This is a genomic window from Vibrio sp. 661 (assembly GCF_033339315.1).
GTDB classification, from domain to species: Bacteria; Pseudomonadota; Gammaproteobacteria; order Enterobacterales; family Vibrionaceae; genus Vibrio; species Vibrio alginolyticus.
Map to the genome: position 1 here is coordinate 57,596 of NZ_JAWOUJ010000011.1, position 13,952 is coordinate 71,547.

Genomic DNA, 13,952 nt, shown 5'->3' on the forward strand with positions numbered 1-13,952 from the left:
GGAGATACTTATTATGGAATTAACAACAACAGTAACCGAGTTACGTTACGCACTTGACACCTTTTTCTTCCTCATTTCCGGTGCGTTGGTAATGTGGATGGCAGCAGGCTTTGCGATGCTAGAGGCTGGCCTTGTGCGCTCTAAAAACACAACAGAAATTCTTACGAAGAACATCTGTTTGTACGCCATCGCATGCACGATGTTTCTGATTGTCGGTTATAACATCATGTATGTCGATAATGGAGAAGGAGGCTGGTTACCTTCATTTGGTACGTTAATTGGTACTCAAGGTGAAGGGGCCGACCACTCTTTAGAGTCTGACTTCTTCTTCCAAGTTGTCTTCGTTGCAACTGCCATGTCCGTCGTTTCTGGTGCGGTAGCTGAGCGCATGAAGCTTTGGTCTTTCTTGATTTTCTCTGCGATTTTAACTGCGTTTATCTATCCAATGGAAGGTTACTGGACATGGGGCGGAGGCTTCCTAGCAGAAGCTGGATTTAGTGATTTTGCGGGTTCTGGGATCGTACATATGGCAGGTGCTTCTGCTGCTCTTGCTGGTGTGTTACTGCTTGGCGCGCGTAAGGGTAAGTACGGTAAAAATGGTGAAATCTATCCGATTCCAGGTTCTAACATGCCTTTGGCAACGTTGGGTACTTTTATCCTTTGGTTTGGCTGGTTTGGATTTAACGGTGGTTCTCAGTTGATGGTTTCAGATTTTGAGAATGCTACAGCGGTAGGTCAGATCTTTCTAAACACTAACGCAGCAGCGGCTGCCGGTGCAATTGCGGCGCTATTCGTTTGTAAAACTACTTGGGGTAAAGCCGATTTAACGATGATTCTCAATGGCGCGCTAGCTGGCTTGGTTGCCATCACTGCAGACCCTCTATCGCCATCACCACTGTACGCGGTTGCGATTGGTGCGGTGTCGGGTGCACTAGTTGTATTCAGTATCATTGCTCTAGATAAACTTAAAATTGACGATCCAGTAGGTGCTATCTCAGTTCACGGTGTGTGTGGTTTCTTCGGCCTAATGGTAGTGCCACTGAGCAACGGTGATGCAACGTTTGGTGCACAGCTTTTAGGTGCCGTAGTTATCTTTGCTTGGGTATTTGGTGCCAGCCTAGTTGTGTGGGCAATCTTGAAAGCAACCGTTGGGATTCGCGTTACAGAAGATGAAGAAATGGAAGGTATGGACATGCATGATTGTGGTGTTGGTGCTTACCCAGAGTTTGTTACAGTGAAATAATCATTAGCTTGTAATAAATGGTTACACACTTAACACAATAAAACCTGCTCCGATGAGCAGGTTTTTTAATATTCGTCATTGTCTTCTTATTGAACATACATATAATAACGCAACTGATAAACGTTATCATTAGCATGGTAAAGGATTAAACAATGAAAAAACTGCTAACTCTTTCAGCACTAACTTGCGCTACTCTAGCTCCAACAGCAATGGCTGCTGAAGAAGTGAACGTCTACTCTTACCGTCAACCTTTCCTAGTTGAACCTATGTTCAATGAGTTCACTAAAGAAACTGGTATCAAAGTAAACGTAAAATTTGCTAAAAAAGGCTTAGCAGAAAAGCTAGCTCAAGAAGGTGAGTACAGCCCTGCTGACGTTATTCTTACGACAGACATCAGCCGTCTAGCTGAACTGACAAACAAAGGTTTAGTTCAGAAAGTCGATAGCAAAATCATTGAAGAAAACGTACCTGCTCAATACCAAGATAAAGAGAATGAGTGGTTTGCTCTAACTCTACGTTCTCGTAGCGTTTATTCATCACGTGATCGCGTAGGTAAACTAGGCGCAGATTTCAACTACGCAGACTTAGCTAAGCCAGAGTTCAAAGGTAAAATTTGTACTCGTAGCGGTAAGCACCCGTACAACGTTTCTCTAGTTTCAGCAATGATTGCTCACAATGGCGAAGCAGAAACCAAAGAGTGGTTGGAAGGTGTGAAAGCAAACCTTGCTCGCAAACCACAAGGCAACGATCGTGCACAAGTTAAAGCGATCAAAGAAGGCCTATGTGATGTTTCTCTAGGTAACAGCTACTACCTAGGTAAAATGGTTAACGACAAAGAGCAAAAAGCTTGGGCTGATGCAGTTTACATCAACTTCCCTAATCAAGAGACTACAGGCACTCACGTGAATATCTCTGGTATGGCGATGGCGAAGTACTCTCCAAACAAAGACAATGCTGTGAAGCTAATGGAATTCCTAACGGGTGACAAAGCGCAGCAAATGTACGCAGAAGTTAACTATGAGTACCCAGTTAAAGAAGGCGTGAAGCGTTCTGAGCTTGTGGAATCTTGGGGTGACTTTAAAGCAGACAAGCTTTCTCTAGACGATATTGCAGCCAACCACGAAGCGGCAATTAAGCTATTAGACGAAGTGAAATTTGACCTTTAATTCCTTGTGGGGGTATAACAGTACCCCCATTTGATTAAAGGATATGAGATGTATTTGCAACAGCATTTGTATTTCATACAGCCTTGCAGTAATTAGGCGATGAAAGATAAACACTCTTTATGGAAAACCAGTAGTGGGGTAATAACTCTGCTACTGGTTTTGCCGATCTTAGCGATCTTCTACACCGCAATTGGTGAAACGGATGATTTGTTTGCTCATTTAATGGCAACGGTCATGCCGACTTATATTTTTAACACGGTTGCGCTAACTGTTGGCGTAATGGTGCTGTCCTTAATTCTTGGTATTCCAAGCGCTTGGATAATGGCCATGTGTAAACTGCCGACCGAAAAATGGTTGCAGTGGGCATTGGTGCTACCTCTTGCAATGCCAGGTTATATCATTGGTTATATTTTTACTGATTGGTTTGATTTTGCAGGCCCGATTCAGATCTTTTTGCGTGATGTAACCGGATGGGGACCTGGCGAGTATTGGTTCCCTGACATTCGTACGTTGCCTGGTGCGACCTTTGTGTTGGCTTTGGTGTTGTATCCTTACGTGTATTTATTGTGCCGGGCTGCGTTTATGGAGCAAAATGTCTCTTTATTGCAAAGCGCGCGTTTGCTCAAGTGCTCTCCATGGGAAAGTTTTTGGCGCATCTCGATGCCGTTAGTAAGACCCTCTATCGCAGTGGGTTTATCATTGGTCGCAATGGAGACCATTGGTGACTTTGGTACGGTAAGTTACTTCGCGGTGAATACGTTAACCACAGCGGTCTACGATACTTGGTTGGGGTACTCTAATCTTAATGCGGCAGCCAAGATTTCTGCCATGATGCTCGTCATTGTAGTACTGCTTCTTAGTGCCGAACGATACAGCCGCCGTAAACAAAAGCTTTTTCAAAGCCAATTTAACAGTCACGAAGATTTTCGTTACGAGTTGACGGGCTGGAAAAAGTGGACCGCACTAGTTTGGTGCTGGGGCTTGGTTTCGGTCGCGTTTATTTTGCCGCTACTACAGCTGATTGATTATGCGATCACTTATTTTGCGCAGAGTTGGACCTCAGAGTTTCGTGAATACGCATGGAATAGCTTAGTTGTGTCTGTTATTGCTGCGATTATTGGTGTTGCTGTCGCACTGATCGTTAACTTTACCCATCGAGTCAATGGTAAACGAGAAAGCTTGGCATTTATGCGTCTTTCTTCTATGGGCTATGCAGTACCAGGAACGGTACTAGCCATCGGTGTGATGGTCGCTGTGCTGTTTATGGATCATCGTGTCAACGACGTTGCTAAAGCCATGGAGTGGGGAAGGCCGGGACTTATCTTTTCTGGTTCCATGTTCGCACTAGTATTTGCCATGGTTGTGCGCTTTTCCGCGGTAGCGATTGGTAGTATCGAAAGTAATTTAAATAAAATTTCTCCGTCGTTAGATATGGCATCGCGCACTATGGGTTGTAAGACGAATGCCATGCTGTGGCGCGTGCACTTTCCGCTGGTTAAGCGCGGTGCACTGATTGCGGCTTTATTAGTGTTTATCGAGTCAATGAAAGAGCTCAATGCGGCTTTGTTACTTCGTCCGTTTAACTTTGAAACACTAGCCACATACGTTTATAACTTCGCCTCGGATGAGCATTTAGAATTGGCCGCTTTACCAGCGGTCCTGTTGGTTCTTGTTGGGTTGATCCCGCTTGTTGTTGTTAACCGTTCACTGGAGCAAAATCACTGATGAGCTGTGCATTATCAATTAAAAACCTAACGTGCCAATATGATGATCAAACCGTACTCGAATCATTGTCTCTTGAGGTAGAACAAGGGCAGATTGTCTGTTTGCTAGGAGCTAGTGGCTGTGGGAAAACAACACTATTAAAGGCCGTTGCGGGATTATTGCCGTTAACGTCAGGCGAAATGAGTCTAAATTGCGTCACAATTGACGATGGGGAAAACTGGTTGCCGCCAGAACAGCGTAATATAGGGATGATTTTCCAAGATTACGCACTTTTTCCTCACTTGACGGTGGAGCAAAACATTGCCTTTGGCTTAAAGCAGTGCTCGACAAAAGAGAAAAATGCCAAAGTTCAAGAGATGTTAGAACTCGTGCATCTTCAAGGTTATGGCGATCGTTATCCTCATCAATTGTCTGGTGGACAGCAGCAGCGTGTTGCGATTGCTCGCTCATTAGCTTACAGCCCAGACTTACTGTTACTGGATGAACCGTTTTCTAATATTGATACGCAAGTTCGCCATGAGTTGATAAGTGAGATCCGTAAGATTTTTAAGGCCCAAGGTGTGACTGCCATTTTTGTTACGCATAGCCGTGAAGAGGCTTTTGCTTTTGCCGATAAAATGGCAGTGATGAACAATGGAGTCATCGAGCAATATGGCACAGCATCTGAGCTTTACTACCAACCTTCAAGTAAATTTGTCGCTGATTTCTTAGGTGGTGGCAGTTACCTTGCTGCTAAACGAGTTTCGAATTCAGAATATGAAACCCACTTGGGCGTGGTTGAAGCCACGGCTCAACAAGATATTCCAGTACAGGCGGAGTGCTCTTTACTGCTAAGACCGCAGCATGTGCAAATTCAATCCGATGAAGATAGTTCGGTAACCGTATTGGAACAGCATTTTATGGGTGATCACTGCCGTTATGTGATTAACGCGAATGGTGACCGTTTGTTAGCTACAGCTTCGCAAGCATTAAATATAGGTGAGTCCGTCGCGGTGAAAATTGAAACGCAAGGCGTCCTGGCATTTGCTTAACGCTCCTGAGTATCTTTGCTATCTCGTTTACGACTTTCCAACATACAATAAAAAAGCCCGGCAGTGAGGCCGGGCAAGTGCTCTTCTCCTTTTTGATGAGCGCCTTTTCAGACAGCGTCGACTCTCATCATAGTGCGCGAAGCGGGCACAAGGTTCAGTTATAAAGACAAGAAGTCTTTAAACTGTTGAAGAACACGTTCCGCAGTGTCCTTATCTTGCATCTCTGCAAAAATTCGTAGCAGTGGCTCAGTGCCAGAGAAGCGAGCGATGATCCAACCGCCGTTCTTGAAGTAGACTTTCGCGCCATCTTCATAGCTGACTTTTTCGATTTCAAACTCAAACTCAGGCAACTGTTTTTCAACATAAATTTTGTTGAACAGTACGTCTTTTTGCGCTGGTTTGAACTTGCAATCGCCTTCTGCCATGTAGGCATAGCCGTACTTGCCGTAGATTTCATCTAGCAACTCAGACAGCTTCTTGCCGGTTACTGAAATCATTTCTACCAATAGGCTTGATGCGAATACGCCGTCTTTACCTTTGATGTGGCCGCGAATGGTTAGGCCACCTGAGCTTTCCCCGCCAATCAGTGAGTCATCCGCTTCCATTTGGGAACTAATGTGCTTAAAGCCTACAGGAACCTCAAAGCATTTCTCGCCATGATCTTCGGCGACTTTATCGAGAAGGTGGGTGGTTGCGATGTTACGTACCACGGAGCCTTTCCAGCCTTTGTATTCAAGTAGGTAGTAGTAAAGCAGCAGTAGCACTTCATTTGGATGAATGAAGTTACCTTTTTCGTCGATAATACCAAGACGGTCCGCATCGCCATCAGTACCGATGCCAATATCGTAACCTTGCTCTTTCACTAGGTGCATCAAACGGTAGAGTGTTGCAGCGCTTGGCGAAGGCATTAACCCACCGAAATCTGGGTTTTTGCCATCGTTAATCACATCAACGTCACAGCGGCCGTTGATTAATACGGTTTGCAGTGCGTTTTTCGCGACACCAAACATTGGGTCGATCAAAACACGTAAATTCGCCTTCTTGATCGCTTCGATGTCGATAAAGTCGATGATTGAGTCAACGAATTCGTTCATCGGATTGATGATTTCAATCAGCTTATGTTCAACCGCTTGTTCAAAGTCGACGCTTTTTACATCTTGCGCAGTGAGCGCGTCTATTTGTGATTCGATTTTTTGGGTGATGATTTCATCTGCGTCACGACCGCCTTCAATGAAGACTTTAATGCCGTTGTAATCGGCAGGGTTGTGTGATGCGGTAATACATGCCGAGTATGCGCAGCCCATTTCTTTCGCTTTAAACATTACGATAGGTGTTGGGACAAATTTGTCGATAAAGCTAACCATAATGCCGTTTGCTGCTAGAACTTCAGCGAACCAACGACCTGCTTTATCGGAAAGAAAACGACGGTCATAGCCAATCACAAAACCGCGATCAGCAACCGATTCGTTATTCGTGATGTTTGCAACTGCTTGGGCAACCAAGCGTACGTTATCTTTGGTGAACTCCTCACCAATAAATGCACGCCAACCGCCTGTACCAAATTTGATCATGATTCGATCCTCGATAAGAGCGGCATCCCACCGCGTCTTAAATCTTTGCTAGCGAACCGATGCACTTGTAAAACATAAATGCACCGGATAAATCAAAAGGGGAGAAGGACTCCCCCAAAAGATGATTAACCTAGAGTAACGATAACTTCGTTTACTGAACCTTCCGCTTGAACTGGGACAGAGGCACCATTCACTGCTTCACCGTTCACAGTAATCGACTTAACGCCTTTGCTTACTGAGTCTGGATTAACGACTTTGATGTTGTACGTTGCACCTAGCCATTGACGAGTCACTTCGAAACCAGGCCAGTTCGTTGGGATACATGGATCGATAGTTAGGCCATCGAAGCCTGTACGCACACCAAGGATAAAGTTGGTAACAGCGAAGTAAGCCCAGCCAGATGTACCTGTTAACCATGGGTGGTTTGCACGACCGTGGTCTTGGTGGTCACGACCCATGATGAACTGAACGTATGAGTATGGTTCTGCAATACGTTTTTCGATGATGTCGTTCTGGTTGTATGGGTTTAGTGCATCGTAGAACTTCATTGCACGATCACCACGACCCAGTTTCGCTTCAGCTACCCAAGCCCATGGGTTTGGATGCGAGAAGATCGCACCGTTCTCTTTTACGCCTTGGTAAACACGAGTTACGAAGCCGATATCATCATTCGGTGTTGCAAAAGATGGTGAGTTTAGGTGAAGGCCGTATTCAGAGAACAGGTTCTCATCGACAGCGTCCATCGCTTTTTCGCCGCGCTCTTGAGATACCGCACCAGAAAGTACCGCAAGTGTGTTTGACTCTAGGTGTACACGACCTTCTTTTTGTTGCGCTGTACCGATCTTTTCGCCGTTTTTCGTTAGACCACGGATATACCAGCCGCCTTCTTCGTCCCAAAGGTGTGTTTCACACGCTTCACGCACGTTTGCTGCCATCTCGGTGTATTTTTCAACGTCGGCTTCCTTACCTAGGTATTTCGCTAGGTCGATGAACTCCTGCAGTGCCCAGAAATGTAGGAACGACACCATTGAAGATTCGCCGCCACCTAGGTTCAGACAGTCGTTCCAGTCTGCACGCAGACCTTTACAGATACCGGTTTGACCTACGTATTCAGCCGAGAAGTCTAGCGCGGCTTTCATGTGGTCATAAACCGTTGCATCGCCACCGTCGGCGTAAGGGATCACTTCGTCGAAGAAGCTGTGCTCACCGGTTTCCATCACGTACTTACAGATGGTTGGAACTAGCCATAGGTGATCATCAGAACAGGTGTCTTCGATGCCGTGAATTTTGTCTTCATCAGAAGGTGTTGGAACTACGGTTGGAGATTTAGATGGTTTAACATCAGCTTTTTCTGGATCAAACCAATCTGGATCGAATAGGTGTAGACCGTAGCCCGCTTTTACTTGGCCGCGCAGTAGGTCAACGATACGTTTGCGCGTCATTGCTGGGTTAGCGTGAGGAACTGAGATCGCATCTTGCGCTGTATCGCGGTAACCAAGACCAGTACGGCCTCCCACCTCGATGAATGAAGCAAAGCGAGACCACACCACACACGTTTCCGCTTGGTATAACGTCCAAGCGTTGATCATGGTATCTAGACCTTCGTTTGGTGATTTCACTTGGAACTTGCCACAACGCTCATCCCAGTGTGCTTTGATACCCGCAAATGCGTTGTCGACTTCTGCAAGATCTTGGTACTTAGCACGCAGACGCTCTCCGTTGCCTTTACCGATACCGAGAATGTAAGCAAAGCGAACTTCTTCACCCGGCTGAATAGTAAATTGCTTATGCAAAGAGCCACAGTGGTTGTAACAAGTTTGCGCTGTATTGAAACACTTACCTTGTTCTACCGCTAACGGGTTTGCTTCGTCACGGTATAGGCCTAGGAAGCTGTCACGTTGGCCGTCGTATGAATCTGGGTCAAATGTTGAAGCTAGGTAGTAGAAGCCTTCGAAATCGTTGGTGTTGTAGTACAGGTCGTACTCTATCACGCCTTCGTTGTAAGCCGTACCTGCTGAGTACAGAGACATCTGATGGTTTTGGTTATCAGACTGAATGTGGCTGAATGAGAACTCAACAAATGAGAATGCACTGATCGTACGTGGTTTGTCAGAGGTGTTTTTAATCACTACATCCCAGATTTCAGCGTCTTCGCCTTTTGGCACGAACAGAGTTTTTGTTGCGGTAATACCGCTGTATTCACATTTGAACTTAGAGTAAGACAAGCCGTGACGAACTTCGTAGTTTGCTTCGTCTAGGCTCTTCGCAACTGGTTGCCAAGAGATTGACCAGTAATCACCTGTCTCATCATCACGCAAGTAAACGTAGTGTCCTGGGCGATCGAATGTCGCATTTGGACGGAATTTAGTAACACGGTTGTATTCTGGAGAGTTGTAGAACGAGTAGCCACCCGCGTTGTGCGAGATAACCGTACAGAACTTCTCAGTACCTAGGTAGTTGGTCCATGGTGCTGGTACGTCAGGGCGAGTGATGACGTATTCGCGATTCTCGTTATCGAAATAGCCGTATTTCATTTGTGTCTTTCCTTTTTACGAAGCTGCATCAGCAGCCAAAATTTAAAAACTCTTCAAGCGTGATGTTTCGACATCAGTTTTGTATTACTTCCACGGTTTACGGTAATTCACTCCCTGCAAATCAAGCAGAGGTAGATGGCCTTTCAAGCGTGATAAATAGTCGGTCCAATCTCGGTGTTGTTTGTCTGTCCAACATGCTTCTGCCATTGCAGTTAAACGAGGGAAGATCATGTAGTCCATGCGAGGTTGGTTATTGATAATTTCGCACCATAATGCTGTTTGAATGCCCCAAATGCGCTTACGTATTGGGTCGTCAGCAGGCACTTCAGCGAGCGGCTCGTAGTTGTAAGCTTTTTCTAGTGGCAGTGGGTTTGCCCAGTCCACGCCCGGTTCTTCAGGTGCGTAGTCTTGGGTCATATCTAGGTAAGTGGTTTGTGCTGGTTGCAGCACCACATCAAAGCCTTGGCGAGCACAGTTCAAGGCCGCTTCTTCGCTTAGCCATGAGTAGATCACCGTATCTTTACTGACTTTGTCGCCGTGTTGAGCCTCTTCCCAGCCCAGCATGCGTTTGCCCAATTTACGAAGTTTGTCTTCGGCATAACGCAAGAAGTGTCCTTGCAAATCTTTGTAGTCGCTGTAACCCAGTTGTTCCATTAGTGCTTGGCATGCTGGGCTTTTTGACCATACGCCGTTAGGTACTTCGTCGGCACCAATATGAACGTAAGGCGCAGGAAAAAGTGCAGAGACTTCTTCTAGCACTTTGTCGATAAATTCATAACTCCCCGGCAGAGCAGGGTTAATGACGTTGTCGTTGTAATGCTGAATACTGCGGTATTCGGTGGTATCTTCCGCTTCTACCAATAGGTGTGGTAACGACTTGATGGCGGCTCGGCAATGACCAGGTACATCAATTTCAGGAATGATGGTGATGCCGCGTTGCGATGCAAATTCGATAACGTCTTTGATGTCTTCTTGTGTGTAGAAGCCGCCGTAACGTTCATCAAAGTGCGTGTACTGTGGTTCATTGATCTCATCCAATCCGCGCCAAGCACCAATATCGGTCAGTTGAGGCAGTGATTTGATTTCAATTCGCCAACCCTCATCGTCGGTAAGATGCCAATGGAACGTATTGAACTTGTAATGAGCCAGTTGGTTGATCAAGCGTTTGACTTGCTTAACGGAGTGAAAATGACGAGCACAATCCAGCATCATACCGCGGTAACGAAAACGTGGCCTGTCCTTGATTGAACAGCAAACTACTTCCATTGAGTTAGGTTGATCGCCAACTTTGATTAGTTGTAATAACGTTGCACAAGCATGGGTAAAACCAGACGAAGATCCTGCTTCAATTTTGATTGACTCTTCGGCTACTTTCAGTTTGTAAGCGCCTTCATCCAAGGTTGGGTTGCCTTTGAAGATGATCTGACTGCCATTGTCTGATGCGAACTCAAATTGGTGAATGCGCTTAAGCTCATCAAGTAGCCATTCTTTAGCTGAATTGGCCAGGCTTGAATAAACCGCGACGCCAGCATGATGATCAAAGCTAAAATAGTGATCGCTGACCTCAATATGGTTTGGTTTTGGCAGCAAGGGCTGTGCATGGGTTAAACTTGCCGGAATCTCACTGCGTTCACGGTATGGTGAAACTAATACGATAGGCGTGACATCCACTTGTGCGCGCTGTGGGTTTCCATCAACGACAAAGTTGATCATCGCTTCGTTAAAGCCATCCGAGTAATAACGGAATGGGTTCGAACCAATACTGAATTCACAGTAATAGTGATGGTTGGCAGCCAGTACCACCCCTTCTGGCTTAAGTGTGCAAAAACTACCAATTTGAGTCAGTTGACCATTTGAAACGCTGTCTGGAAGAATGTAACGATCGAAAGCGAAAGTTAAGCTCCAGCTGTTTAGGTCTTGGTCGCTCAAGTTATGAAAGGTGAGGCCAAAGCGGCAGTTTTGTTTCTGCTCAGAAAGGACTACGAGATCAACACGATATTCCATATCTACTCCTACGCCGCACTGAGCGAGTAAAGGTTATGTTCTGGTTTGCCAGCAAACATAATTGCGCCTTCAATCGCGTCAAACTGTGGCTCAACAATCCATTGCTGAACTGGTGGTGAAAGCCAACGTACAATGCGTTCAGCTATGCTGCCCATTAAACAAATACGTGTTGCGCCGCGCTTGTTTAATGCCACGAGAAACATTTCTATATCCGCTGCGGTTTGCTTCAGCATTTCAATGGCCAATGCATCGCCTTGTTCCGCATGTTGGAAAATAGCCGGAGAAAACTGCCCATAATCACGAGGAAGCGCCTGTTTTGACCACGCCACCACGTTGTCGACCTCATTTTCGAAATGCGTCATAACGTGTTGTGCTAGGCGCGTTTTTTCTCTGATGCCATCTTCAGCTAACAAAACTTGCTGAACTAGGCGTAGCCCCATCACTGCGCCGCCACCTTGATCCGAAATAGGGAACTCACGACCACCGACAACATGTTGCTCCAATCCGTTAAGGTAGATGCCACAAGAACCGGTTCCCGCAATCATGATTGCGCCATCTTCGCCATTGTGCGCACCAACGCACGCACCGTAAGCATCGGTATTCAGAGTCATACTGGCAAATGGATGAGGAAGAGACATGAAGGCTTGCCAAGATGCTTTGTGCTCTGCGCCAGCAAGGGCTAAGCCGACGTGCATCGACGCGAAATCTTGTTGTGTCAGACCGCCTTGCTCGGTAGCCGAAGTGATGGATTCAAGAATCGAAGCCATTGCTATTTCAGCACCTAGCATGATGTTGGCACTGCCGCTTTTGGCCTCGCCAAGAAAATTACCTTGTGAATCTTTAATCCTGGCTCGACATGACGTGCCGCCACCATCGATACCGACAAAATACATTCCCATGATTATTCTTCCTTCATATTTTTAGAGGTCGCCAACTGAGAAACATGCTGAGCTTGACTCATTATCGCGAGTAAGTACCAAGCGCCATGCGGGATCCATTGTTCGCCCCAGCGCCAGTTTTGTAACACGTCTTCTTTTTGTGCTGGTGGGTTAAATGCAATGTCTTCCTCGTCTTCAAAGCCGCCAGTGATTCCGTTACACACGCCACCTTTTGCGTTGAAGAAACCATATTGAGGGAGGTAATCAGGGTTGTTACGACCATGGCCATCTAGCATGCACATGTCGTATGGGTTTAAGCCTACAACCCAGTTCAATGCATCTTGAGCAAACACAGAAAGTTGTTGCTGTACTTCTTGCGACGCTATATGCGGTTGAGCAAGGTACGCCATGGTCGCGAGTGAGCCCAGTCGAGCATTCTCGCCTTGCCACCAATAGCCAGATTCATTGTTGTGTGCGACAAAAAATGCCTCGCGTTTTGACTCATTTACGCCTTTAACATATTGGCGAGGGTAACCGAATGGGTTGATCACTTTATTCGATATTGTGATCTCAAACTCACACGCTAGGTTGACGATACGTTTTACCGATTCCGCTCGTGCTGAGTCGTCTTCAATTAATAGATATTCGCATAGGGCAATAACTGGTAGACCAGCTTCGGCTGCGTGAAAATATGGACGGCTGCCGTCTTGGTTTGCTGACCAAAAGTGTTGAATCTGCTCGTCGCTCATTTGGCGTGCAACTAAACGTTGCGCCCACAAACGGCTCTCTTCCAAGTAGCGAGTTTCTTTGGTTGCTTTAAACAGTTCTACACAAGCCAGTAGCGCACAGTATTCGTCGATAATGTTTTCTTCCCCATCATTGAGGTACTGCGTATTGTGCTCTTTTAAGTGCCAGTAACCATTTTCGGCAGCGTTGCGGTATTTTTGTTGATCGTATTCACCGTGAACACTTAAACGCGACGCTGCCGCTAGCGCTGCAATGGCGACACCGCCACCTTGTCGAAAGCCTGCTTGATAGTCGTCAAATTTGTGACCAAGTTGAGTTTCGTACGCGCAAATCTCGCGTTGCGCAGTATCTTTGCTCCACTTGTCAAAGACCGTCATGTAGAACAAGCCTTTTTCGTTTTGCATACGCACAAGAAAGTCTGCACCGAACAGGGCTTCTTCAATCAGACGTGTACGTGTGAAAGCTGCAATGTCTTCGCTTCCTTCAAGCAACGAAACCCCTTTTAGGATGTTCCAAACCACCATTGGGGTTTGTTGAGGATTCAAATAATTCGCGTATGAAAGGTGACTTAAATACTTGCTAACGTCTCCTGATGCGTCGTACCAGCCGCCGTGTACATCAACCTTTTTATTGGAGTTTAGTACTGGAAGTTGTCGATCTTGTTGATCGAAGATTCCGCCGCAACGTTGCGATTTGAAGTAGTGGATCACATCTGACAAAGTTTGATCCAACAGAATGTGTTCGCCAACGATGAAAGAGGAAGAGCGCGTATCTTCTACTTGCAAGAAATAGTCACCTGACGTTGTGAAAGAGGAAAAGTCGATGAGGTAGAAATAGCCCTGATGCCAGTTCGCCACTTTACCTTGTTCTTCAACCGCAAAAGTTGCCACGGTTTGCTCGCTAGTGGCACAAATCAATTGAGCAGTGTAAGAAGACAAGTGTGGTTGTTCGGTCTGGATAATGGCTTTCTTTGGGCCCAGACGTTCATAACCAATGTGGTTAGTCAGTAGCAGCATTCAATGTCTCCGGGAAACGATAAAAACAGGAATGGGT

Annotated in this window: 9 protein-coding genes; 4 read left to right on the forward strand and 5 right to left on the reverse strand. The window is 46.1% G+C overall.

Annotated elements, in window-relative coordinates:
• The first annotated feature begins 13 nt into the window (after positions 1-13).
• The 4 genes from R7P69_RS17420 (at position 14) to R7P69_RS17435 (ending at position 5,165) form a co-directional block, all read left to right on the forward strand.
• Positions 14-1,243 (forward strand): ammonium transporter, encoded by a 1,230-nt coding sequence (locus R7P69_RS17420; protein WP_005386568.1) that lies wholly within the window; start codon positions 14-16, stop codon positions 1,241-1,243.
• Between the two features lie 152 nt (positions 1,244-1,395).
• Entirely contained in the window at positions 1,396-2,409 is a 1,014-nt protein-coding gene (locus R7P69_RS17425) for a Fe(3+) ABC transporter substrate-binding protein (protein ID WP_005386566.1), read from the forward strand.
• A 99-nt stretch (positions 2,410-2,508) separates the two neighbouring features.
• Positions 2,509-4,134, forward strand: a complete 1,626-nt coding sequence (locus R7P69_RS17430) for an ABC transporter permease (protein ID WP_238952108.1) — start codon at positions 2,509-2,511, stop codon at positions 4,132-4,134.
• A complete protein-coding gene (locus R7P69_RS17435) occupies positions 4,134-5,165 on the forward strand; it encodes an ABC transporter ATP-binding protein (protein ID WP_005380055.1) in 1,032 nt (343 codons plus the stop codon). The genes R7P69_RS17430 and R7P69_RS17435 overlap by 1 nt, the downstream gene beginning before the upstream one ends.
• Positions 5,166-5,323: 158 nt before the next feature.
• Here the strand turns inward: R7P69_RS17435 and R7P69_RS17440 are convergent, their stop codons facing one another.
• From R7P69_RS17440 to R7P69_RS17460, 5 genes are all read right to left on the reverse strand, one after another.
• Positions 5,324-6,736 (reverse strand): phosphoglucomutase/phosphomannomutase family protein, encoded by a 1,413-nt coding sequence (locus R7P69_RS17440; protein ID WP_238952107.1) that lies wholly within the window; start codon positions 6,734-6,736, stop codon positions 5,324-5,326.
• A 125-nt stretch (positions 6,737-6,861) separates the two neighbouring features.
• Positions 6,862-9,270: a GH36-type glycosyl hydrolase domain-containing protein gene (locus tag R7P69_RS17445; protein ID WP_238952106.1), complete on the reverse strand. Its 2,409-nt coding sequence runs from the start codon at positions 9,268-9,270 to the stop codon at positions 6,862-6,864.
• A gap of 84 nt (positions 9,271-9,354) precedes the next feature.
• Entirely contained in the window at positions 9,355-11,274 is a 1,920-nt protein-coding gene (locus R7P69_RS17450; protein ID WP_318121640.1) for a beta-N-acetylhexosaminidase, read from the reverse strand.
• A gap of 8 nt (positions 11,275-11,282) precedes the next feature.
• Positions 11,283-12,173: an N-acetylglucosamine kinase gene (locus tag R7P69_RS17455; protein ID WP_238952105.1), complete on the reverse strand. Its 891-nt coding sequence runs from the start codon at positions 12,171-12,173 to the stop codon at positions 11,283-11,285.
• A 2-nt stretch (positions 12,174-12,175) separates the two neighbouring features.
• Positions 12,176-13,915, reverse strand: a complete 1,740-nt coding sequence (locus R7P69_RS17460) for a glycoside hydrolase family 9 protein (protein ID WP_151515095.1) — start codon at positions 13,913-13,915, stop codon at positions 12,176-12,178.
• Between the last annotated feature and the right edge of the window lie 37 nt (positions 13,916-13,952).